The 22,458-nt window shown below is 67.1% G+C and carries 23 protein-coding genes; 21 read left to right on the top strand and 2 right to left on the bottom strand.

Going from position 1 to position 22,458, the window contains the following annotated elements:
- The first annotated feature begins 98 nt into the window (after nucleotides 1-98).
- From AC07WC_RS12815 to AC07WC_RS12775, 9 genes are all read left to right on the top strand, one after another.
- Nucleotides 99-3,206, top strand: a complete 3,108-nt coding sequence (locus AC07WC_RS12815) for a response regulator (RefSeq protein WP_495210326.1) — start codon at nucleotides 99-101, stop codon at nucleotides 3,204-3,206.
- Complete coding sequence (locus AC07WC_RS12810) at nucleotides 3,179-4,027, top strand: CheR family methyltransferase (protein ID WP_495210325.1); 849 nt, start codon at nucleotides 3,179-3,181, stop codon at nucleotides 4,025-4,027. Before AC07WC_RS12815 ends, AC07WC_RS12810 begins: the two co-directional genes overlap by 28 nt.
- Complete coding sequence (locus AC07WC_RS12805) at nucleotides 4,027-4,611, top strand: chemotaxis protein CheB (protein WP_495210324.1); 585 nt, start codon at nucleotides 4,027-4,029, stop codon at nucleotides 4,609-4,611. The genes AC07WC_RS12810 and AC07WC_RS12805 overlap by 1 nt, the downstream gene beginning before the upstream one ends.
- Entirely contained in the window at nucleotides 4,608-5,726 is a 1,119-nt protein-coding gene (locus tag AC07WC_RS12800) for a hybrid sensor histidine kinase/response regulator (protein ID WP_495210323.1), read from the top strand. The genes AC07WC_RS12805 and AC07WC_RS12800 overlap by 4 nt, the downstream gene beginning before the upstream one ends.
- 131 nt (nucleotides 5,727-5,857) lie before the next feature.
- Nucleotides 5,858-6,316, top strand: coding sequence for a manganese-binding transcriptional regulator MntR (gene mntR / locus AC07WC_RS12795; RefSeq protein ID WP_088435394.1), 459 nt, complete (start codon nucleotides 5,858-5,860; stop codon nucleotides 6,314-6,316).
- A complete protein-coding gene (gene tadA / locus AC07WC_RS12790; RefSeq protein WP_495210322.1) occupies nucleotides 6,309-6,833 on the top strand; it encodes a tRNA adenosine(34) deaminase TadA in 525 nt (174 codons plus the stop codon). The genes mntR and tadA overlap by 8 nt, the downstream gene beginning before the upstream one ends.
- 99 nt (nucleotides 6,834-6,932) lie before the next feature.
- Nucleotides 6,933-7,502, top strand: a complete 570-nt coding sequence (gene orn / locus AC07WC_RS12785) for an oligoribonuclease (protein ID WP_495210321.1) — start codon at nucleotides 6,933-6,935, stop codon at nucleotides 7,500-7,502.
- 105 nt (nucleotides 7,503-7,607) lie between these two features.
- A complete protein-coding gene (locus tag AC07WC_RS12780; protein WP_495210320.1) occupies nucleotides 7,608-8,477 on the top strand; it encodes an EcsC family protein in 870 nt (289 codons plus the stop codon).
- A 117-nt stretch (nucleotides 8,478-8,594) separates the two neighbouring features.
- Nucleotides 8,595-9,707 carry an alkene reductase gene (locus AC07WC_RS12775; RefSeq protein WP_495210319.1) on the top strand — a complete coding sequence of 371 codons (1,113 nt, stop codon included), beginning with the start codon at nucleotides 8,595-8,597 and terminating at the stop codon, nucleotides 9,705-9,707.
- A 217-nt stretch (nucleotides 9,708-9,924) separates the two neighbouring features.
- Here the strand turns inward: AC07WC_RS12775 and ppsA are convergent, their stop codons facing one another.
- Nucleotides 9,925-12,303 (bottom strand): phosphoenolpyruvate synthase, encoded by a 2,379-nt coding sequence (gene ppsA, locus AC07WC_RS12770; RefSeq protein ID WP_495210318.1) that lies wholly within the window; start codon nucleotides 12,301-12,303, stop codon nucleotides 9,925-9,927.
- Between the two features lie 143 nt (nucleotides 12,304-12,446).
- Here ppsA and ppsR point away from each other — a divergent pair, with 143 nt between their 5' ends.
- The 3 genes from ppsR (at nucleotide 12,447) to AC07WC_RS12755 (ending at nucleotide 14,468) form a co-directional block, all read left to right on the top strand.
- Nucleotides 12,447-13,268 carry a posphoenolpyruvate synthetase regulatory kinase/phosphorylase PpsR gene (gene ppsR / locus AC07WC_RS12765; RefSeq protein ID WP_019184148.1) on the top strand — a complete coding sequence of 274 codons (822 nt, stop codon included), beginning with the start codon at nucleotides 12,447-12,449 and terminating at the stop codon, nucleotides 13,266-13,268.
- Between the two features lie 145 nt (nucleotides 13,269-13,413).
- Nucleotides 13,414-13,923 (top strand): DUF1249 domain-containing protein, encoded by a 510-nt coding sequence (locus AC07WC_RS12760; protein WP_495210317.1) that lies wholly within the window; start codon nucleotides 13,414-13,416, stop codon nucleotides 13,921-13,923.
- 56 nt (nucleotides 13,924-13,979) lie between these two features.
- Nucleotides 13,980-14,468, top strand: a complete 489-nt coding sequence (locus tag AC07WC_RS12755; RefSeq protein WP_369349796.1) for an NUDIX hydrolase — start codon at nucleotides 13,980-13,982, stop codon at nucleotides 14,466-14,468.
- Between the two features lie 6 nt (nucleotides 14,469-14,474).
- On the opposite strand, the gene AC07WC_RS12750 is transcribed toward AC07WC_RS12755, so the two are convergent.
- A complete protein-coding gene (locus tag AC07WC_RS12750; protein ID WP_495210316.1) occupies nucleotides 14,475-15,125 on the bottom strand; it encodes a class I SAM-dependent methyltransferase in 651 nt (216 codons plus the stop codon).
- Nucleotides 15,126-15,198: 73 nt separating this feature from the next.
- Between AC07WC_RS12750 and AC07WC_RS12745 the strand changes: the two genes are divergently transcribed.
- The 9 genes from AC07WC_RS12745 (at nucleotide 15,199) to AC07WC_RS12705 (ending at nucleotide 22,392) form a co-directional block, all read left to right on the top strand.
- Nucleotides 15,199-15,405 (top strand): hypothetical protein, encoded by a 207-nt coding sequence (locus tag AC07WC_RS12745; RefSeq protein ID WP_495210315.1) that lies wholly within the window; start codon nucleotides 15,199-15,201, stop codon nucleotides 15,403-15,405.
- 96 nt (nucleotides 15,406-15,501) lie between these two features.
- The gene (locus tag AC07WC_RS12740) at nucleotides 15,502-16,116 is read left to right on the top strand and encodes a CDP-alcohol phosphatidyltransferase family protein (RefSeq protein ID WP_070474651.1); all 615 of its coding nucleotides are present in this window, start codon (nucleotides 15,502-15,504) and stop codon (nucleotides 16,114-16,116) included.
- Between the two features lie 52 nt (nucleotides 16,117-16,168).
- Entirely contained in the window at nucleotides 16,169-17,290 is a 1,122-nt protein-coding gene (gene phaE, locus AC07WC_RS12735; RefSeq protein WP_495210314.1) for a class III poly(R)-hydroxyalkanoic acid synthase subunit PhaE, read from the top strand.
- On the top strand, nucleotides 17,287-18,357 hold the full coding sequence (gene phaC, locus AC07WC_RS12730; RefSeq protein WP_495210313.1) for a class III poly(R)-hydroxyalkanoic acid synthase subunit PhaC: 1,071 nt from the start codon (nucleotides 17,287-17,289) through the stop codon (nucleotides 18,355-18,357). The genes phaE and phaC overlap by 4 nt, the downstream gene beginning before the upstream one ends.
- Nucleotides 18,354-18,728 (top strand): YfeK family protein, encoded by a 375-nt coding sequence (locus AC07WC_RS12725; RefSeq protein ID WP_495210312.1) that lies wholly within the window; start codon nucleotides 18,354-18,356, stop codon nucleotides 18,726-18,728. The genes phaC and AC07WC_RS12725 overlap by 4 nt, the downstream gene beginning before the upstream one ends.
- A gap of 47 nt (nucleotides 18,729-18,775) precedes the next feature.
- Nucleotides 18,776-18,979, top strand: a complete 204-nt coding sequence (locus AC07WC_RS12720; protein WP_019184139.1) for a PspC domain-containing protein — start codon at nucleotides 18,776-18,778, stop codon at nucleotides 18,977-18,979.
- 11 nt (nucleotides 18,980-18,990) lie between these two features.
- Complete coding sequence (locus AC07WC_RS12715; RefSeq protein WP_495210362.1) at nucleotides 18,991-19,434, top strand: hypothetical protein; 444 nt, start codon at nucleotides 18,991-18,993, stop codon at nucleotides 19,432-19,434.
- 159 nt (nucleotides 19,435-19,593) lie between these two features.
- Nucleotides 19,594-19,809 (top strand): hypothetical protein, encoded by a 216-nt coding sequence (locus AC07WC_RS12710; protein WP_495210311.1) that lies wholly within the window; start codon nucleotides 19,594-19,596, stop codon nucleotides 19,807-19,809.
- A 207-nt stretch (nucleotides 19,810-20,016) separates the two neighbouring features.
- On the top strand, nucleotides 20,017-22,392 hold the full coding sequence (locus AC07WC_RS12705) for a Tex family protein (protein ID WP_495210310.1): 2,376 nt from the start codon (nucleotides 20,017-20,019) through the stop codon (nucleotides 22,390-22,392).
- Nucleotides 22,393-22,458: the final 66 nt, after the last annotated feature.

Here is a 22,458-nt window from a genome sequence, read left to right as displayed (position 1 = left end):
AAAGTGTCAAGAACGTGCTGGAACAGGCTGACTTCTGCCGCTTAACACCCGTTTACTGCATCGGGTACCATCAGCCCCCTTTTGAGCTGGAACACGGCATGAATTCTGCGCCCACCTCCCGTGACCGTTGGATCTGGCTTGCGTCGGCCGCCTTGATGGCGGCTACGCTGGGCACGGAGATGGTGGTGCCGCTGGGCTATGCGGTCTGGCTGACCTACTTCATGGCAGTAGGCATCACGCTGTTCCAGCGCCGGATGGAAGTGCCGCTGCTGGTGGCGATCGGGTCCTGCATCCTGCTTGCGGTGGGCTACAACGTGGCGCCGGCGAGCAGCAACTCGGCCTTTTCGTTCGTCAACCGCAGCATCGGCGGCATTGCCTTCCTGGTGATGGCGTTGACGGTAATGAAGGCCATTGGCGCCCGCCGCGAAGCCGCCGATTCGCTGTGGCTGCAGGAAGGCGAGAACGCGGTAAGCACCAGCCTGCGTGGCGATCCGACCCCGCGCGAGCTGGCCGACGAGGCCATGCGCGCGCTGTGCGCGCAGCTCAATGCCGACGTAGGCGCGATGTACCGCCTGCAGGGCGAGCGCCTGGTGCTGGTCGGTGGCGCGGCGCTGCCGGCGCAGCTGCCCGAGACCTTGCCCGTGCACGCCGGGCAGTGGGGCGAGATCATCCGGCAGGCGCGCCCGCGCCGGCTGGAGGACAACGAGAGCCCGCTGGAAATCGATACCCCGCTGGGCCGCACCACGGTCCACCAGCGCCTGCTGGGTCCGGTCACCGCCGATGGCGTGGTGGTCGGTGTGATCGAACTGGGCCGTGCCGGCGCGTCGCCCGCGCGTGGCCTGGAGTTGGCCCTGCTGCTGCAGTGCGCCGAGCCGATCGGCATCGCCCTGCGGGCCTCGCTGCTCAATGCGCAGCTGGTGGAACTGCTGGAAGAAACCCAGCGCCAGAGCGAAGAGCTGCAGGCGCAGCAGGAAGAGCTGCGGGTGGCCAACGAGGAGCTGGAAGAACAGAGCCGCAGCCTGCTGCATTCCCAGGCCAACCTGGAGCAGCAGCAGGCCGAGCTGGAGCAGACCAATGTGCAGCTTGAAGAGCGCACCCATGAGTTGGAGTCGCGCCAGCAGGCACTGCTGCTGGCGCAGGCGCAGCTGGTCCAGAACAGCAACGAGCTGGAAGCCAGTTCGCGCTACAAATCCGAATTCCTGGCCAACATGTCCCACGAGCTGCGTACGCCGCTCAACAGCGCGCTGATCCTGGCCAAGCTGCTGGCCGACAACAAGGACGGCACGCTGACCGCAGAGCAGGTGAAGTACGCCCAGGCGATCCACTCGTCCAACAACGATCTGCTGTCGTTGATCAACGACATCCTCGACCTGTCGCGGATCGAAGCCGGGCATGTGGAGCTGGTCGAGGAGAACCTCGCCGTCTCCAGCGTACTGCAGCGCTTGAAGGAAACCTTCGAGCCGATGGCGGTGCAGAAGGGCTTGAGCCTGGAGATCAGCGCCGCGCCGGATGCACCGACCCAGCTGCTGGCCGACAGCCAGCGCCTGCAGCAGATCCTCAAGAACCTGCTCGCCAATGCGGTCAAGTTCACCGAGCACGGCTGCGTGTCGCTGAAGGTGCGCAGTGCCGGGGCAGGGCGGATCCAGTTCGCCGTCTCCGATACCGGTATCGGCATCCCGGAAGAGCAGACCGCGGTCATCTTCGAGGCCTTCCGCCAGGCTGACGGCAGCACTCGCCGCCGCTACGGTGGCACCGGCCTGGGGCTGTCGATCTCGCGCGATCTGGCGGCCCGGATGGGCGGCAGCATCAGCGTCTCCAGCGAGCCCGGCCGGGGCAGCTGCTTCACGCTCGAGCTGCCGCTGCTGGCCGGTGGCGGCACCGGCAATGCCCAGCAGATCGTGCATGACGTCCGTCCCGCCGCGGTCGCCGCACCGGCAGCGCCCACTGCCTCGGCACTGGGACGCGCGCATGCCGGGCCCACGCCGGCACCGGCGCCGGAAAAGGTCATGGATGATCGCGGCCGCCGCAGCCGTGCCGGCCGGATGATCCTGGTGGTCGAGGACGACACTGCCTTCGCCAGTGCGCTGGTCTCGATGGCGCACGAGCTGGATTTCGACTGCGTGGTCGCCGGCACTGCCGAGGAAGCCTTGAGCCTGGCCGCCGAACTGCGCCCGAACGGCATCCTGCTGGACATCGGCCTGCCCGATGTCTCCGGCTTGAGCGTGCTGGAGCGCCTCAAGCGCGACCCGGCCACGCGGCATATCCCGGTGCATGTGGTGTCCGGGCTGGAGCGCTCGCAGGTAGCGATGGAGCTGGGCGCGATCGGCTATGTGATCAAGCCGGCCACGCGCGAGCGCCTGGTCGGGGCGATCCAGCAGCTGGAGGCGACCAGCCAGCGCGACATGCGCCGGCTGCTGATCGTTGAGGACGACAGCGAGCTGCGTTCGAACCTGCAACTGCTGCTCGGCCGCGACCAGCTCGAAATCACCGCGGTTGGCACCATCACCGAGGCGATGGCCGAACTGGCCGGCTCCACCTTCGATTGCATGGTCACCGACCTGGCGCTGCCGGACGGTACCGGCTACGACCTGCTCGAGCGCATGGCTGGCAATGACGCGGTCGCGTTCCCGCCGGTGATCGTCTACACCGGGCGCGCGCTGACCCGCGATGAAGAACAGCGCCTGCGCCGCTATTCCAAGAGCATCATCATCAAGGGCGCACGCTCGCCCGAGCGCCTGCTCGATGAGGTCACCCTGTTCCTGCACAGCGTCGAGGCCTCGCTGCCGACCGACCAGCAGCGCCTGCTGCGCGAGGCGCGTCGCCGCGACGCGGTGCTTGATGGCCGCACCGTGCTGCTGGCCGAGGACGACGTGCGCAACATCTTCGCGCTGTCCAGCGTGCTGGAACCGCTTGGCGTCACCCTGGAGATTGCCCGCAACGGCCGCGAGGCGCTGGAGAAGCTGCGCCCGGAGATCGACCTGGTGCTGATGGACATCATGATGCCGGAGATGGATGGACTGACCGCCATGCGCGAGATCCGCGCGGACAACCGCTGGCGCGACCTGCCGATCATCGCGCTCACCGCCAAGGCGATGCCCGATGACCGCGAGCACTGCCTGCAGGCCGGTGCCAACGATTACATCGCCAAACCGATCGACGTGGACAAGCTGGTCTCGCTGTGCCGCGTGTGGTGCTCGCGCCGATGAATGAAACGGAGCTGTTCGACCTGGAGCTGAAGGTGTTGCTGGAGGCGGTCTACCAGCGTTACCACTACGACTTCCGCGACTATGCGCTGGCGTCGCTGCGGCGGCGCATGCGCCATGCCATGTCGCGCTTCGACTGCTCGACCATGGGCGCGCTGCAGCACCGCCTGCTGCACGAGCCGGAGACCTTCGCCCAGGCGATGCAGTACTTCACCGTGCAGGTCTCGGAGATGTTCCGGGACCCGCCGTACTTCCGGGTGCTGCGCGAGCACGCCGTGCCGGTGCTGCGCACCTATCCCTCGATCAAACTGTGGATCGCCGGCTGCAGTACCGGCGAAGAAGTATGGTCGCTGGCGATCCTGCTGCACGAAGAAGGCCTGCTCGACCGGGCGATCATCTACGCCACCGACATCAATCCCGAGGCACTGCAGGCGGCCGAGTCCGGTGCCTTCGCGCTGGACCGGCTGGCGCAGTTCAGCCGCAATTACCTGGCTGCCGGTGGCACCGGCTCGCTCTCGGATTACTACAGCAGCGGCTATGGCAGCGTGGTGTTCGACCGCCGCCTCAAGCGCAACATCGTGTTCGCCGACCACAGTCTGGCCACCGATACCGTGTTCTCCGAAGTGCACCTGGTGTCCTGCCGCAACGTGCTGATCTACTTCCAGCGGCCGCTGCAGGACCGCGCCATCGGCCTGTTCCATGAAGCCCTGGTCCATCGTGGGTTCCTCGGCCTGGGCAGCAAGGAGTCGCTGCAGTTCGGCGCGCACGCGGAGCTGTTCGAGGCCTGTGCGCGCGACCAGCGCCTGTACCGGAAGCTGGCCTGATGAATGCCGCCTCGCAACGCAGCCGGTTCGACCTGGTGGTCATCGGCGCATCGGCCGGTGGCGTCAGTGCGCTGCAGGCCCTGCTGTCGGCGCTGCCGGCAACGCTGGCATTGCCGGTGCTGGTGGTGCTGCACCTGCCACGCGACCGGCCCAGCCGCATCGCCGATCTGCTCGATGCCGGCTGCCCGCTGCCGGTGCGCGAAGCCGAGGACAAACAGCCGCTTCAGGCCGGCACCGTGACCTTCGCGCCGCCGGATTACCACCTGCTGGTGGAGGACCGGGACACGCTGGCACTGTCGGTCGATCCGCCGGTGCTGTTCTCGCGCCCGGCGATCGACCCTCTGTTCGAAAGCGCCGCCGATGTGTTCGGTGACGGCGTGCTGGCGATCCTGCTGACCGGCGCCAGCAGCGATGGCAGTGACGGTGTCGCTGCGGTCCGCCACGCCGGGGGCGACGCCTGGATCCAATGCCCTGAGGAGGCTTATTCCTCGATGATGCCCGCGTCCGCCCTGGCGCATGCCGGCGCCGACGCGGTGCTCCCGCTCACCTCCATCTGCACGCGTATGAAAGGTCTTACCCGATGAACCTGATCGAGCCCGCCGGGTCGACTGCCACCTCCGACAGCGTGAAGCTGCTGATCGTCGATGACATCCCGCAGAATCTGGTCGCGATGGAAGCGTTGCTGCGCCGTCCCGGCCTGGAAATCCTGTGCGCGCTCTCCGGCGCCGAAGCACTCGAACTGCTGCTGGAGCATGAAGTCGCGCTGGCCCTGCTGGACGTGCACATGCCGGAGATCGATGGCTTCTCGCTGGCCGAACTGATGCGCGGTTCACAGCGCAGCCGCGATGTGCCGATCATTTTCCTGACCGCCTCGCCGAACGATCCCGTGCGCGCCTTCAAGGGCTATGAATCCGGCGCGGTGGATTTCCTGCACAAGCCGATCGAGCCGCAGGTGATCATGAGCAAGGTCAACGTGTTCATCGAGCTTTACCAGCAGAAGCAGTTGCTCAAGGCACGCAACGAGGCTCTGGAGCATGCGCTCAAGCTCAACGAGACGATGATGGCGGTGCTGACCCACGACCTGCGCACGCCGCTGGCCTCGATCCTGCTGTGCGCGGACAAGCTGTCGCTGGACCTGCCCGAAGACAGTCAGGTCCAGCGCACCCTGGGCCACCTGGAAAGCAGTGCGCAGCGCATGGCGCGGATGGTCGAGCAGTTGCTGGATTTTTCCAGGATCCGTACCGGCGGCCTGCGCCTGCACAGTACCGACTGCGATCTGGCAGAGCTGGCCGCCACGGTGGTGGCCGAGATCGGCCGCGCGCATCCGCAGGCGACCATCGAGCTGCAGGTGCAGGGCGATGCCCAGCTGCAGGGCGACCCGGATCGCCTGGCGCAGCTGTTGTCCAACCTGGTCGGCAACGCCGTGCTGCATGGCGGCGACGCGCCGGTGGTGGTGCGCGTGGAGGGCGAGCGCGGCGCGCCGCTGCGGTTGCAGGTGCGCAATGCCGGGCAGATTCCCGACGCATTGCTGCCGCGGCTGTTCGAGCCGTTCAAGGCCAGTTTCCACGACAGCCGTGGCCTGGGGCTGGGGTTGTTCATCGCCAGCGAGTTCGCGCGTGCGCATGGTGGCAGGCTGGTGGCCGCCAACCAGGACGGCACGGTGCTGTTCGAGACCGCCCTGCAGCGTCGGCCGCGCTGAGGCAGCGTCCGCCACGACGGTGCAGTCCCCCCGTCGGGGCTGCCCGCCCCGGGCGGGGGAGTCGCAAACCCCCGTGAGGTAAACTGTTCCAGCGCCGCAGCCCTTCGCCACCGGCCCTTGCTGGAGCCATCATGCCGTCCTCGACCCGTAAAGCCACTTCGCCCCTGATCGATGCCCAGGTGCATGTCGAGGGCTTCGTGCAGGTGCGCGAAGCGCGCCGGTCCGAACTGGTCGAAGACTACGTGGAGCTGATCGCGGACCTGATCGCCGATGGCCGCGAGGCCCGCCAGGTGGATATCGCCACCCGGCTCGGGGTGGCGCAGCCGACCGTGGCCAAGGCGCTCAAGCGCCTGGTCAAGGAGGGCTGGGCGATCCAGCGCCCGTACCGCGGGGTGTTCCTGACCCCGGCCGGCGAGCAGCTGGCGGTGGAGATGCGCGCCCGCCACCAGACCGTGGAGCAGTTCCTGCTGGCGCTGGGCGTGGACGCCGATTCGGCGCGTCGCGATGCCGAAGGAATCGAGCACCATGTCAGCGAGGCCACCCTGGCCGCGTTCGAGGCGTTCGTGCGAAAGGCCAACGGCCATGGTTGAGCGCCTCGCACCGCCGCCTCCGCTGGGCGTTCCGGTGCACGACCAGGACGAACACTGGATGCGCCACGCACTGGGGTTGGCCGAGCGTGCCGAGCGCGAGTTCAACGAGATCCCGGTTGGCGCGGTGCTGGTCGGTGCCGATGGCACTGTCCTCGGGGAAGGCTGGAACCTCAACATCGCCGACCACGACCCCAGCGCGCACGCCGAGATCGTCGCGATGCGGCAGGCGGGCAGGGCGATCACCAACCACCGGCTGCTCGGCAGTACGCTGTACGTGACGCTGGAGCCGTGCGCGATGTGTGCCATGGCGATCGTGCACGCCCGGGTGGCGCGGCTGGTGTACGCGGCCACCGACCCCAAGACCGGTGCCTGCGGCAGCGTGTTCGACCTGATCGGTGACCCGCGCCACAACCATCGCGTGGAAATCCACGGCGGCGTACTGGCCAAAGACGCCAGCACCCGGCTGACCAACTACTTCCGCGCCAAGCGCGGCAAGCCGCCGCTGCTGCTGGAATGACGCCGCGGCAGCGACGGGGCCGTGACCCGTTGGCGGTATCATGGGCGCCTCATCCATCCCGGTCGCCGCGCAAGCGGCGGCCCAGCACAAGGCGAACACATGGCGGACAACGGCGCAGAAGGCGAGCGACTGATCTGGATCGATCTGGAAATGACCGGTCTGGACACCGACAACGATGCCATCATCGAGATCGCCACGGTGGTCACCGATGCGCAGTTGAACGTGCTGGCCGAAGGTCCGGAATTCGCCATCCATCACCCGGTGGAGCGGCTCGAGGCCATGGACGAATGGAACCGCAACCAGCATCGCCGGTCCGGCCTGTGGCAGCGCGTGGTCGAGAGCACGGTGAGCCTCGGCCAGGCCGAAGCGCAGACCATCGCGTTCCTGCAGCAGTGGATCAAGGCGGGAGCCTCGCCGATGTGCGGCAATTCGATCTGCCAGGACCGTCGCTTCCTGCACCGTGAAATGCCGCGGCTGGAGAAGTACTTCCACTACCGCAACCTGGATGTGTCCACGATCAAGGAACTGGCCAAGCGCTGGGCCCCGGGCGTGGCCGCCGGCGTTGGCAAGACCGCCAGCCATACGGCGCTGAGCGACGTACACGATTCCATCGACGAGCTGCGCCATTACCGCCAGTTCATGGGCGCGCTGTCGGGCCTGCCGGCCTGACCCGGACGCCGGGCGTGGCTCGGCAATCCGGCCTGCACCCCAGCGTTCAGCCACTGGCAGGCGAGGCCACAAGCGGTGAACATCGGCGGCGTTATGATCGCGGCCATGAACGCCATCACCTCGCCGCAACCGCCGCCACTGCACTCCTCGATCCTGCCGACCTCGCAGGATTGGCGTGACCTGCAGCGTGCGGTGGAGCTGCTGGAATCGCCCACGCTGACCGCCAAGATGGCGAACCTGATCGGCTCGCCGCTGGAGTTCGCGGTCAAGCGCTTGCCCGGGTCGGTGTCCCGCCGCATCCACGGTGCGGTCGAAGCAGCACTGTTCAAATCCGCCCAGGCGGCGTTGTGGAGCATGGACAACACACCGGGCAAGGCCGCATCCACGCGTTGGCACAAGCTGGCGGCCGCCACGTCCGGTGCGGTCGGCGGCGCGTTCGGCTTCACCACGCTGTTCATCGAGCTGCCGGTCTCGACCACGATCATGATGCGCTCGGTGGCCGATGTCGCCCGCAGCGAAGGCTTCGACCTGCGCGAGATGAGCACCCGGCACGCCTGCCTGGAGGTGTTCGCGCTGGGCGGCAACTCCGGCAAGGACGATGCCAGCGAGACCGGCTATTACATCACCCGCGGTTTCACCGCCGAGGTGATGCGTCACCTCTCGGCCGAGCTGGCCGGGCGCGCGGTCGGCGGCAGCCCGGTGATGATCGGCCTGACCCCGAAAGAAGCCGGCAAGTGGCTGGCCAAGATCGTGGAGAAGGTGGCGGCGCGCTTCGGCGTGGTGGTCACCGAGAAGTTCGCCGCGCAGGCCGTGCCGATCGTCGGCGCGGTGGCTGGCGCCACCCTCAACACCATGTTCACCGACTACTACCAGGACGTGGCGCGCGGGCACTTCATCGTGCGTCGGCTGGAGCGTACCTACGGCTACGAAACGGTACGGGCCGCCTATTCGATGCTGGCGGCCGAGCGCGGCTGAGCGATCGTTGCATCGGCGGCACAACTGTTTTGCCGCCGCAGGCCTGTTGGGCTGGCCGCCCTGTCCCCATCCTTGTCGTCATCACCGCTGCGGCGGTTCCCCCGATCAAGGATTGCCATGCTGTTCTCCCCCTATACCCGTGGCGCACTGACGCTGCCCAACCGTATCGTGATGCCGCCGATGACCCGCTCGCGGGCCGGCGAGGGCAACGTTGCCACGCCCTTGATGGCCGACTACTACGCCCAGCGCGCCTCGGCCGGCCTGATCGTCAGCGAAGGCACCCAGATCAGCCAGCAGGGCCAGGGCTATGCCTGGACCCCGGGCATCCATGACGAAGCCCAGGTCGCCGGCTGGCGCGCCGTCACGGATGCGGTACACGCTGCCGGCGGCCGCATCGTCGCCCAGCTCTGGCATGTCGGCCGGGTCTCGCACGTCGCCCTGCAGCCGGGGGGCGCGGCACCGGTGTCCTCCTCGGCGCTGCTGGCCGAGGGCGTCAAGGTATTCGTCGATCCCGAAGGCCGGGGCCCGCAGAGCGGGGTCGGCGAGATGGTACAGCACTCGATGCCGCGCGCCCTGGGGACCGATGAGATCGCCGGGATCGTGCGCGACTACGCGGCGGCCGCGCGCAATGCAATCGCGGCGGGCTTCGATGGCATCGAACTGCACGGGGCCAACGGGTATCTGATCAACCAGTTCATCGATTCCCAGGCCAACCAGCGCACCGATGGCTATGGTGGCTCGCTGCAGAACCGCCTGCGCTTCCTGCGCGAGGTGACCGAAGCGGTGGCCGCGGAGATCGGTGCCGAGCGCGTCGGCGTGCGTCTGGCGCCGCTGACCACGCTGCAGGGCGCGGTGGATGACACCCCGCAGGCGACCTACCTGGCCGCGGCGCATCTGCTGGACGAGATCGGCGTGGGGTATCTGCACATCGCCGAAGCCGACTGGGAGGATGCCCCGGTGATGCCGGTGGCCTTCAAGGAAGCGCTGCGCATGCTCTACCGCGGCACCCTGATCTACGCCGGCAAGTACACGGTGGAACGTGCGGAAGAGGCCCTGGCCAAGGGCTGGGCCGACCTGATCGCCTTCGGTCGCCCCTTCATCGCCAACCCGGACCTGCCCGAGCGCCTGCAGCAGGGCCTGCCGTTGAACCCGCCGGACAAGGCGACGTTCTTCGGCGGCGGCGCGGAGGGGTTCACCGATTACCCGGTGGCGGAAACCGCCGAGGCCTGAACGCGCACCGCGTAGAGCCGACCGTTGGTCGGCTGCTCTCCCGCGATCCAGGGTGGGTAGAGCTGACCGTTGGTCAGCTGCTCTTCAATCCGACGGCGTGTATACGTCATCCGCCGTGCGATGCGCGGCAGCCGACCAACGGTCGGCTCTACCAAAGGCACACAAAACAAAACCCCGCTTGCGCGGGGTTTTGTTCTTCATCCCAGGGCCGGAACGATCAACCCTTGGCCTTGAGCTTGGCCAGGCGCAGCCAGGTGTCGACCACGGTGTCCGGGTTCAGCGACACCGACTCGATGCCTTCCTGCATCAGCCATTCGGCCAGGTCCGGGTGATCGGACGGGCCCTGGCCGCAGATGCCCACGTACTTGCCCTTGGCGCGCGCGGACTTGATCGCCATCGACAGCAGCTTCTTCACCGCCGGGTTCCGCTCGTCGAACAGGTGCGCGACGATCGAGGAATCGCGATCCAGGCCCAGGGTCAGCTGGGTCAGGTCGTTGGAGCCGATCGAGAAGCCGTCGAAGATCTCCAGGAACTCATCGGCGAGCAGTGCGTTGGACGGCACTTCGCACATCATGATGATCTTCAGGCCGTTTTCGCCCTGCTTGAGGCCGTTCTGTTCCAGCACCTCGACCACCTTGCGGCCTTCTTCCAGGGTGCGCACGAACGGGATCATGACCCACAGGTTGTCCAGGCCCATCTCGTTGCGCACGCGCAGCACGGCCTTGCACTCCAGTGCGAAGGCGGCCGAGAAGCTCGGGTCGACGTAACGGCTGGCGCCGCGGAAGCCGATCATCGGGTTCTCTTCGTGCGGCTCGTAGTTGCTGCCGCCGATCAGGTTGGCGTACTCGTTGGACTTGAAGTCCGACAGGCGCACGATCACCGGGTTCGGGGCGACCGAAGCGGTCAGGGTGGCGATGCCTTCGGCCAGGCGGCCGACATAGAAGCTGACCGGATCCGCATAGCCGGCGATCTTCTCGTCGATCTTCTTCTTGGTCGCCGCATCCTGGCGGTCGTATTCCAGCAGCGCGTTCGGGTGGATGCCGATGTGGCTGGCGATGATCATTTCCAGGCGGGCCAGGCCGATGCCGGCGTTCGGCAGCTGGCCGAAGTCGAAGGCACGTTCCGGGTTGGCCACGTTCATCATGATCTTCAGCGGCGCCGGCGGCATGTTGCCCAGGTCCGTGGTGGTGCGCTCGAACTCAAGGATGCCGTCGTAGATGAAGCCGGTGTCACCCTCGGCGCAGCTGACGGTCACTTGCTGGCCGTCCTGGATCAGCTGGGTCGCGTTGCCCGAGCCGACCACGGCCGGCACGCCCAGTTCACGCGCGATGATCGCCGCGTGGCAGGTACGGCCGCCACGGTTGGTCACGATGGCCGAGGCGCGCTTCATCACCGGCTCCCAATCGGGGTCGGTCATGTCGGCGATCAGCACATCGCCTGGCTGCACGCGGGCCATGTCGTCCAGCGACTTCACCACGCGGGCGGTGCCGGCGCCGATCTTGGCACCCACGGCGCGGCCTTCGGCCAGCACTTTGCCGTCCTTCTGGCTCAGCGCGAAGCGTTCGATCTGGGTGGCATGGCCACGCGACTTCACGGTTTCCGGGCGCGCCTGCACGATGAACAGCTTGCCGCTGACGCCGTCCTTGGCCCACTCGATATCCATCGGGCGGCCGTAATGCTTTTCGATGACCAGCGCCTGCTTGGACAGTTCCTGCACGTCCTCATCGCTGATCGAGAAGGTGTTGCGCAGCTCGGCCGGCGTGTCTTCGATGCGCACGCGCTCACCGGGGACATCCGAATAAACCATGCGGATCGCCTTGCTGCCCAGCGAACGGCGCAGGATCGCCGGCTTGCCGGCCGTCAGGGTGGGCTTGTAGACGTAGAACTCGTCCGGGTTGACCGCACCCTGCACGACCATTTCGCCCAGGCCGAACGAAGAGGTGACGAACACCACGTCGCGGAAGCCGGACTCGGTGTCCAGGGTGAACAGCACGCCGGAGGAACCCACGCCCGAGCGCACCATCAGCTGCACGCCGGCCGACAGGAACACGTCCTCGTGCTTGAAGCCGTGGTGGACGCGGTAGGCGATCGCGCGGTCGTTGTACAGCGAGGCGAACACTTCCTTGACCTTGTGCACGACATCGTCGGCGCCGGTCACGTTGAGGAAGGTTTCCTGCTGGCCGGCGAAGGACGCATCGGGCAGGTCTTCGGCAGTGGCCGAGGAGCGCACGGCCACCGCGACATCGCCGCCGCCGTTTTCGCTGCACAGCTTCGCGTAGGCGGTGCGGATGTCCTGGTCCAGCGCCGGGTGGAGCGGGGCATCGATCACCCAGCCGCGGATCTCCTTGCCGGCCAGGGTCAGGGCACTGACATCTTCCACGTCCAGCGTGGCCAGCTTGTCGAAGATGCGCTTGGACAGATCGTTGTGGGCGATGAAGTCCTTGAAGGCTTCAGAGGTGGTTGCGTAACCGCCGGGGACAGACACCCCCAGACCGGCCAGATTGCCGATCATTTCGCCAAGCGACGAATTCTTGCCGCCTACGCGGGCCAGATCGGCCAGGCGCAGTTCGTGCAACCACAGGATGTTCTCGTTCAAGCGCGATGCTCCGTTTGGCCATCGCCCGAGGCGGGCTGGATGGCCACGTCCGTAGGAAGAAGCCGATATGATGCCGGGCAGACCGCTGTCGGCACAAGCTTGTATCGACGGCCTTTTTAAGCTTCAGAGGGGGTAAAAGGCGCATGTCGACGATCCGTCCGGTGTTCTACGTGTCCGATGGAACCGGTATCACCGCTGAAACCATTGGGCATAGCCTCCTGACCCAGTTCTCCGGGTTCAGCTTCATCACCGATCGAATGTCGTTCATCGATGATCCGGAAAAAGCGCGGGAAGCCTGTGAAAGGATCCGTGCAGCGGGCGAGCGGTACCAGGTCCGGCCGATCGTGGTCAGTTCCTGCGTGGACAGCGGGCTGAGCATCATCCTGGCCGAAAGTGGCGGGTTGATGCTGGACGTGTTCGCCCCCTTCATCGAGCCGCTGGAGCGGGAACTGGCGGTCAACCGGCATTCCCGGGTCGGCCAGGCCCACGGCATGGTCGACTTCGAAACCTACCATCGGCGCATCAACGCGATGAATTTCGCGTTGACCCATGATGACGGCATTGCCATCAATTACGACGACGCCGACGTGATCCTGGTGGCCGTGTCCCGGGCCGGCAAGACCCCGACCTGCATCTACCTGGCCCTGCATTACGGGGTCCGCGCGGCCAACTACCCGTTGACCGACGAGGACCTGGAGCAGGACCGCCTGCCGCCGCGGCTGCGCCCGTACCGCAAAAAGCTGTTTGGTCTGACCATCGATCCGGATCGCCTGCAGCAGATCCGCCAGGAGCGCCGCCCCAATTCGCGCTACGCGAACCTGGAGACCTGCCGCCGCGAGGTCGCCGCCGCCGAGACCATGTTCCGGATGGAGCGGATCCCGACCCTGAGCACCACCCATACCTCGATCGAGGAGATTTCGAGCAAAGTGCTGGGCACGCTGGGGTTGCAGCGCGAGATGTATTGATTCGGCGCGCCCCCTTGAACAAGAAGGGGGCGCTTCCTTCGTCCGGGGCCGGGACTACCCTGCGTCCGTGAACCGGTGGCGGGCGGCCCCTTTGGCCGGGGCGCTGCCGCCCCCACGTTGGGAGATCAACGTGTAGGATCGACCCATGGCCCAGGCATCGCCCCGTATCGAACGCATCCCCCGGCTCAGCCGCCTGAGCTGGCTGATGGGCCTGTATGCCGAAAACTACCAGCACCTGGTCCGCCTGTTCGCCCCCTCGGAACTGGTGCCGGGCAGCTACGTGTCTTCGATCGGCGATGGGCTGGATGTGCGCCTGGATGTCATCGAGTGCCACCGTTACACGGTCGAACTGCGCCTGACCTACGACTTCGCCGATCCGGTCACCGGGCAGCCGGATCCTTCGGCCTATGTGCGCCTGTACCGCGATGCCCGCCAGGCCGAGACCACCCATTGCTACGTCGGCCGCCGCTGGCAGGACGTGATGGGCATGTACCCGCCGCCGGCCGAGCTGATCAGCCACCGCATGCGGATGAACACCTTCCTCGGCAAATGGCTGGAATACCTGGCCGAACGCGGCCATGGGGTGGCCACGCTGCGCCGCGATGGCGCGGTGGCGGCGCCGGCCGACGCGCGCCGCACCAGTCTGGTGCCCTGAGCCGTCCGCGGAAGGATCACGCATAATCGGGGTCTGTGTTCCCGAGCGTGTGCGAAATGCCCTATACCCCCATCGTGGCCACCCTGGGCTACGTGCTGTCCGCCGACGGCAAGCAAGTGCTGATGATCCACCGCAACGCCCGCCCCGGCGACCTGCACCTGGGCAAGTACAACGGGCTGGGCGGCAAGATGGAGCGCGATGAAGACGCCGCTGCCTGCATGCGTCGCGAAATCCGCGAAGAGGCCGGCATCGAGTGCGGCACCATGCGCCTGCGTGGCACGATCAGCTGGCCGGGCTTCGGCAAGAACGGCGAGGACTGGTTCGGCTTCGTGTTCGTCATCGATGACTTCACCGGCACCCCGCTGACCTCCAATCCGGAGGGCACGCTGGAGTGGGTGGACGTGGACAGGATCGACAGCCTGCCGCTGTGGGAAGGGGATCGAAGCTTCCTGCCGCTGGTTTTCGACGACGAGCCACGCGCTTTCCACGGCGTGATGCCTTACCGCGATGGCGCCATGCAGTCGTGGAGTTACACCCGGCTGTAATCGAGCCTAGCGGCACTGGGCGAGCAACAGGTGGAAGTGCTTGCTCACCTCGCGCCCATCGTTGCTGCGCCCGGTTTCGTGATGGGCACGCCAGGCCTGCACGCTCAATCCGGCACTGCGCAGGGCCTGCTCGACCTCGGCCAGCTCAGGCAGGTGGAAGTGCACGGCGAACGGGAGGCTGCGCATGAACGCGGCATCGCCGAAGGCCAGGCAGAGCCGGCCGCCGGGGCGGAGCACGCGCGCCAGCTCGGCGAACGGAACCTTCAGTTCGTCCCAGAAGTACACCGTGTTCACCGCCAGCGCCGCATCGATGCAGTCCGAATCCAGCGCCAGGGCATGGGCGTCGCCGAGGCGGACGTCGGCACGGTCCTGCAGCCCGTGCTCGGCCAGCAGCGCATTGCCTGCATCCACCATCGCGGTCGAGACTTCGATGCCGACGTACTGGCTGCCGGGTGCACGCAGCAGCTCTGGCGCGAACGCGGCATTGCCGGGGCCGATCTCCAGGACCTGTTCGCCAGCGCTGACCGACAGCAGCGTCAGCGCGGCCCGGTTGAGGTCGCCGTTGCTGCGGTTCATCGATTGGGCCACCGCACGTGCGTGGGGGCCGTGGGGGTTGCGCAACTGAGCGGCCAGATCGTCGGGGGAAAGCACGCGCAAGACTCCTGTCGGTGGGCGGCAGGACCTGGCGGCGGCGGAGTCCATCCACCAGCTTAGCCGACTGGAGCGCACCATGGGCGCGGTCGACAAGCGCGATCGAGCCGCGACGATGAAGATCGGTGATCAACAAATCACCATCGTCGCGTCTATTGAGACTGAGTTGTCCACAGGGGGTGTGGATGACTCGTGGGCAAGTTTGTGGATAAGCCGCGTCGGCCCCCGCCGGTACTCGCTGTCAAGATGGGTGGCCAAAAATTCACCGCAGGTCGTCCTGACGTGAACGGCGCGGCAAGGCCGGGTACGGTGGCGTAGGGTGGGCTGTCCGGGTGCGGGCCGCTCGCGGTACTCTCTTGCGATTGCCGCCACCCGATCTTTCATGAAACGTCATTTCTCGATGTTGCGCGAGTTCCACCTGGCCGACTGGTTCACCCTGGCCAACGCGTTCTGCGGCACCGGGGCGGTCTTCGCCGCCATGCGTTACCTGCAGGACGGCGAGCGCAGCTATCTGCTGTTCGGCATGGCGCTGATCCCGCTGGCCTTCATCTTCGATGCGCTTGACGGCCGCATCGCACGCTGGCGCAAGTCCAGCTCCACCCTGGGCCGTGAGCTGGATTCGCTGTCGGACATCATTTCCTTCGGCGTCGCTCCGGCCGCGCTGGCCTATGCCTGCGGCATGCAGGGCGGCTGGGACTGGCTGGTGCTGAGCTACTTCGTCTGCTGTGGGGTCAGCCGCCTGGCCCGCTACAACGTGACCGCCGAGGCGCTGGCCGGGGAGGGCGACAAAGTGCCGTACTTCGAGGGCACCCCGATCCCGACCAGCCTGGCGCTGGTGGTGGTGCTGGCGGTCGCGGCGAGCGTGGGGGCGACCGGCGCGGACCTGTGGCTGGGCCAATGGCAGCTGGGGCCGTGGCAGCTGCACCCGCTGGTGCTGCTGTTCGCGCTGTCCGGTTCGCTGATGATCAGCAAGACCCTGCGCATTCCCAAACCGTGAGGCGCGCCGACGCGGCATTGCTATCATCGTTTCCCGAGATGGGAGGACGGTCATGACCACGGCGGGCAGCGGCAGCGGCGCAGGCGACGTAGAGGCCCTGGCGCGGCAGTATTTCAGTGCCTGGGGCGATGCGCTGCGGCACGCTGCGGCGCCGCCCGGCCAGGCCGCCGGCCCGGACGGACAGGGCAACTGGCAGCAGGCGATCGACTGGTGGGCGCAGATGATGCCCAATGCCGCCAGCGGACCGGCCGACGAGGCCGTGCACCGCTTCCGTGAGCAGGCCGGTGGCTGGTACGGCACCATGCAGCAGGTTGCCGCCCAGTTTGCCGGCCGCGACACCACCAGCGCGGATGTCGCGCAGGCGTGGCGGACAGCGGTGCTGGGACAGGGGGACGGGCTGCTGCAGTGGATGCTGCAGGGCGCGCGCGGCCATACCCAGCCCGAGGGGCCGGACCTGCTGCAGCTGCTGGAGACCCTGCAGCGCCAGCTTGGCCCGTGGCTGCAGAGCCCGGCATTCGGTCCCGGCCGCGAGCACCAGGCCCGCTGGCAGGCGCTGCTGCGCGCCCAGCAGGACTACCAGGCGCACTCGCGCGATTATGTAGAACAGATCAAGCAGGCGCTGGACGATGCGTTCACGCTGTTCGAGCAGCGCCTGGCCGAACACGAACAGCCGGGCAACCAGCTGACCAGTGCGCGGGCGATGTTCGATCTCTGGATCGACGCGGCCGAAGAGGCGTATGCGAAGGTGGCGCTGTCCGAACCGTTCCAGGCGGTCTACGCCGCGCTGGGCAATGCCCAGATGCGGCTGCGTGCGGCGACCCAGCAGGAAATCGAACGGCTGACCGAGAGTGTCGGCTTGCCGACACGCACCGAGATGGATGCCGCGCATCGCCGGATCGCCGAGCTGGAGCGGCTGGTACGGCGCATGGCCGCCGGCGCGGGTGCGGCGAGCGGTGATGGTGCGTCGGCCACCCGCCCGGCTACCCCGAAGAAGGCAATCCCGAAGAAGTCAACTCCGGGCAAGGCAACTCCGGGCAAGGCAACCGCCGCAAAGGCACCGAAGCAGGGCAAGGCACGCGCGCCGGCGCGTCCGGCCGCGGCAGCGAGCCAGTCCGCCAAGCCCACGAAGGCGCCGAAAGCTGCACCCACCACGTCCCGGACGCACCGCGCATGAAAGGTCCCCTGGGCTTCAACGCCGAAGACCTGCTGCAGGAAACGCTGGCCATGCAGCGCAAGCTGATGGAGGGTCTCAAGCTGCTGCCCTCGGTGGACGATGTCGATTACGGCGTGACGACGCGTGAGGAAGTCTGGCGCGACGGCAAAGTGACCCTGTACCGTTTCGTCGGCGAGCAGGCGCCAGTTCACCGGACGCCGCTGCTGATCGTCTACGCGCTGGTGAACCGGCCGTACATGGTCGACCTGCAGACCGACCGCTCGCTGGTGCAGAAACTGCTGGCGCTCGGCCACGACGTCTATGTGCTGGATTGGGGCTACCCGGACCGCTCCGAGCGCTACCAGACGCTGGAGGACTACCTGCTGCGCTTCGTCGACGGCGCGGTGGACCACCTGCAGGCCCGCAATGACGGTGCGCCGATCAACATGCTCGGCATCTGCCAGGGGGGCGTATTCGCGCTGTGCTACGCCGCGCTGCGCCAGGCCAAGCTGGCCAGCCTGATCACGATGGTCACCCCGGTCGATTTCCACACCCCGGACAACATGCTCTCGCACTGGGCACGGCAGGTGGACGTGGATCTGCTGGTGGACACGCTGGGCAACATCCCGGCCGATCTGATGAACGCCAGCTACCTGATGCTCAAGCCGTTCCGCCTCAACGTTCAGAAGTACGTCGGCCTGCTCGACATTCTCGATGACAAGGACGCATTGGAAGATTTCCTGCGCATGGAGAAATGGATCTTCGACTCGCCCGATCTCGCCGGCGAGGCGTTCCGTGACTTCATCAAGCAGTTCTACCAGGGCAATGGCCTGATGCGCGACGGCGTGCGTATCGGCGAAGAACACGTCGATCTACGGCAGGTCACGTTGCCGGTACTGAACATCTATGCCGAGCAGGACCACCTGGTGCCGCCGGATGCGTCACGCGCCCTGCGCGCCCGGATCGGCAGCGGGGACTACACCGAGAGCAGCTTCCGCGGTGGCCACATCGGCATTTACGTCTCCGGCCGCGCCCAGCGCGAAGTGCCGGTGACCATCACTGATTGGTTGAAGAAGCGCAGCGCATGACCCTCCCATGGACCCCCTCGCTGGCGGTTGCCCTCCTTGCTGCGGCAGGTGGCGTGACGGCCGCACCGGACCCGACGGCGCAACGCGAGATCGCCGGGCTGATCGGTTCGCTGGACGGCTCGTCGTGTCGCTTCCAGCGCAACGGCAGCTGGCACGACGCCGCCGAGGCGCGCACCCACCTGCAGCGCAAGTACGACTACCTGCTCAAGAAGGACAAGGTCGACACCGCCGAGCAGTTCATCGAGCGCGCCGCCAGCCAGAGCAGCATGAGCGGCAAGCCCTATCGGATCGCCTGCCCCGGACAGCCGGAGCAGACCGCGGCCGTCTGGTTCACGGCGCGGCTCAAGGCCCTGCGCCAACGCACCCCGTAGACACGGTTCGCGCTAGAGTCGGCATCTACCGGCTCGAGACCCCGTGCATGAACACACCGCCGCGTCCGCTGTCCCGCTCGCTCAACGACCGCATGATCGCCGGCGTCATGGGCGGCATCGCGCATCGTTTCGGCTGGAACGTCACCCTGGTGCGGGTGCTGTTCGTGCTGATCTCGATCGGTTCGGCCGCCTTCCCGGGCATTCTGGTGTATCTGATCCTGTGGCTGTTGATCCCCAACGAGGCCGATTGAGCCTGTCGCCGATGCTGCTGCGTGCGCTGCAGGTGCTGGGTGCGCTGTGGACGTCGCCCAATACCCTGATCGGCCTCGCGGCCGGCACTGCCGGGATGCTGGCCGGCGCGCGCCCGTCGTGGAACCGGCGCGACTGCGCGATCGTGTTCCGCGAATTCCCGTGGGGGCCGGGCGGGGCGATCACGCTGGGCAACGTCATCCTGCATACCGGGCCGATACTCGACGTGCCGTGCCGTACCTATGCGCACCAGGCCGGTCATGCCACCGAGCCGGTGATCGGTCTGCACGACCACGAGCGCGCGCACGTCTACCAGTACCTGGTACTCGGGCCGCTGTACCTGCCGGTGTACCTGCTGTGCGGCGGGGTGAGCGCGCGCAATCCGTTCGAACGGGCGGCAGACTGCTATGCACTGCAGGGCCGGGGCTGGTGGCCACGCTGGCGCGCATTGTCGTGAGGTTATCTCCGCGTTAAATCCACGTAAGAAAAACGTCGACAACGCGACGTCATCTGCATGCAAAAAAACATTATTAGCCTGCATGACGAATCAGTCAGGTTGACCGGGGTAAGCTTGCAGCGTTGTACGAGCAACCGTTTTTCTGGAGGAACACATCACATGGCAATCGTTCTTTATGTCGGTGGTAGCAAGGATGGCGACAAGGGCCTGGTGCCCCATGGCTTCAGCAAATCCCAGGCCGATACCGAACAGGGTCCGGAGATCTACACCGAGCGGTTCATGGAACTGCAGGGCGTAGGCAAGGTGCGGGTGATGGCGCTGGAGTCGATGCGCGACGACATCGTCCATCAACGTGCTGCAGTGCATTACCGCTAAGCCAGCGATACCGCGGAGGCGCCCGGTGATCGCGGGCGCCCGCGCCGGCATCCGAGCCCCACGCCAGGATGCCGGCGTGAACGCAGCAGCCCTGGTGGGGTCACCGCCACGGGGCGACAGGTTCGGCCCGGGCTGTCAACGGCTTTCCCCCGCCGCCCGGCATTGCCAGAATGGGTTCTTTCCGCAAAGCGGCTCCGGCCGGAAGCAATGCCTGACATCAAGCTCGCGCAGCAGATCGCCCAGACCATCGCCGATGAGATCGGTGCCCAGACCGCCCAGGCCCTCGCTGCCATCGCCCTGCTGGACGAAGGCGCCAGCGTTCCGTTCATTGCCCGCTACCGCAAGGAAGTCACCGGCGGTCTGGACGATACCCAGCTGCGCAACCTCGAAACGCGGCTGACCTACCTGCGCGAGCTGGAAGACCGTCGCGCCGCGGTGCTCTCCAGCATCGATGAACAGGGCAAGCTCAGCGACGAACTGCGCAACGAGATCCTCGGTGCGGACACCAAGTCACGCCTGGAAGATCTGTACCTGCCGTACAAGCCCAAGCGCCGCACCCGCGCCCAGATCGCCCGCGAAGCCGGCCTGGAGCCGCTCGCCGATGGCCTGCTGGCCGATCCGGGCCTGGATCCGCAGGTGTTCGGCGCGACCTTTGTCGATAGCGACAAGGGCGTGGCCGACGTCAAGGCAGCGCTGGAGGGCGCCCGCGCGATCCTGATGGAACGCTGGGGCGAGGATGCTGCACTGGTGGGCGAACTGCGCACCTGGCTGGGCGAGAACGGCGTGATCCGCGCGCGGGTCGCCGAGGGCAAGGAAGAGCAGGGCGCCAAGTACCGCGACTACTTTGAGCATTCAGAGTCGCTGGCGAAGATTCCGTCGCACCGGCTGCTGGCGCTGTTCCGCGCTCGCCGCGAGGAAATCCTGTTCCTGGAACTGGACCCGGGCAGCGATGCCGAGGCCGGCAATCTGTACGCCGAAGGCCGTGTCGCGCACAACGCGGGCATCCGCGATGCCGGCCGCCCGGGCGATCGCTGGCTGCTCGACGCCTGCCGCCTGACCTGGCGTGCCAAGCTGCACATGCACCTGTTGCTAGACCTGTTCAACCAGGCCCGCGAGAAGGCCGAGGCCGAAGCGATCTCGGTGTTCGGCGACAACCTCAAGGACCTGCTGCTGTCCGCACCTGCCGGCCCGAAGGCCGTGCTCGGGCTGGACCCGGGCATCCGCACCGGCTGCAAGATCGCCGTGGTCGATGCCACCGGCAAGCTGGTCGCCACCGACACCATCTACCCGCACGAGCCACGCCGCCAGTGGGACCAGTCGCTGCACACGATCAAGCAGCTGTGCGTACAGCACAACGTGGAGCTGATCGCGATCGGCAACGGCACCGCCAGCCGCGAAACCGACAAGCTGGCCGGTGACGTGATCAAGGCGTTGGGCGACACCAGGCTGCAGAAGATCGTGGTCAGTGAAGCCGGTGCCTCGGTGTACTCGGCCTCGGAGTTCGCGGCGAAGGAATTCCCGAACCTGGACGTGTCGATCCGCGGTGCGGTGTCGATCGCCCGCCGTCTGCAGGATCCGCTGGCCGAGCTGGTCAAGATCGAGCCCAAGGCGATCGGCGTGGGCCAGTACCAGCACGACGTGGACCAGTACCGCCTGGCGCGGGCGCTGGATGCGCGCGTGGAAGACTGCGTCAACGCGGTCGGCGTGCACGTCAATACCGCCTCGGCCGCGCTGCTCTCGCGCGTGTCCGGGCTGTCCTCCACCGTGGCCGAGAACATCGTGCGGCATCGCGACGACAACGGCCCGTTCAAGCGCCGCAAGGACCTGCTCAAGGTGCCGCGGCTGGGCGAGAAAACCTTCGAACAATGCGCCGGCTTCCTGCGCATCGCCGATGGCGACCAGCCGCTGGATGCTTCTTCGGTGCACCCGGAGGCGTACCCGGTGGTGGAGCGCATCGTGGCCGCCACCGCTCGCCCGATCAAGGCACTGATCGGCGACGGCAGCTTCCTGCGCGGGCTCAAGGCCGAACAGTTCACCGATGACACCTTCGGTGTGCCGACCGTGCGTGACATCCTCAAGGAACTGGAGAAACCCGGCCGCGATCCGCGCCCGGAGTTCAAGGCCGCGCGTTTTGCCGACGGGGTCGAGGAACTGAAGGACCTGAAGGTCGGCATGATCCTGGAAGGCGTGGTCAGCAACGTGGCCGCCTTCGGTGCCTTCGTGGACATCGGCGTGCACCAGGATGGCCTGATCCACATCTCTGCGCTGTCGGACACCTACGTCAAGGATCCGCGTGACGTGGTCAAGGCTGGTGACATCGTCAAGGTGAAGGTGCTGGAGGTCGACGTCGCGCGCAAGCGCATCGCGCTGACCCGCCGCCTGGATGACACCCCGGCCCCGGCCAAGGCCCCCGGCGAGCGCGACGCGCGCCCGGCTGGTGGCGGTCGCCGCGACGGCGGGGCCGGCAATGGCCCGCGCAACGGAAACCGGAGCGGTCCGTCCGGCCCGCGTCCCGGCAGTGCGGCACCGCCGGCCAACAATGCGCTGGCGGATGCCTTCGCCCGGGCCAAGCGGGGCGGCTGATCCGCTGGTGTTGCCTGCCAGGGGCCGCCTTCGGGCGGCCTTTGGCGTTTTCGGGGCGGCAAGCGG

It is taken from the genome of Stenotrophomonas sp. GW821-FHT01H02A, assembly GCF_059422145.1.
This window is presented reverse-complemented; position numbering and strand designations above follow the sequence as displayed.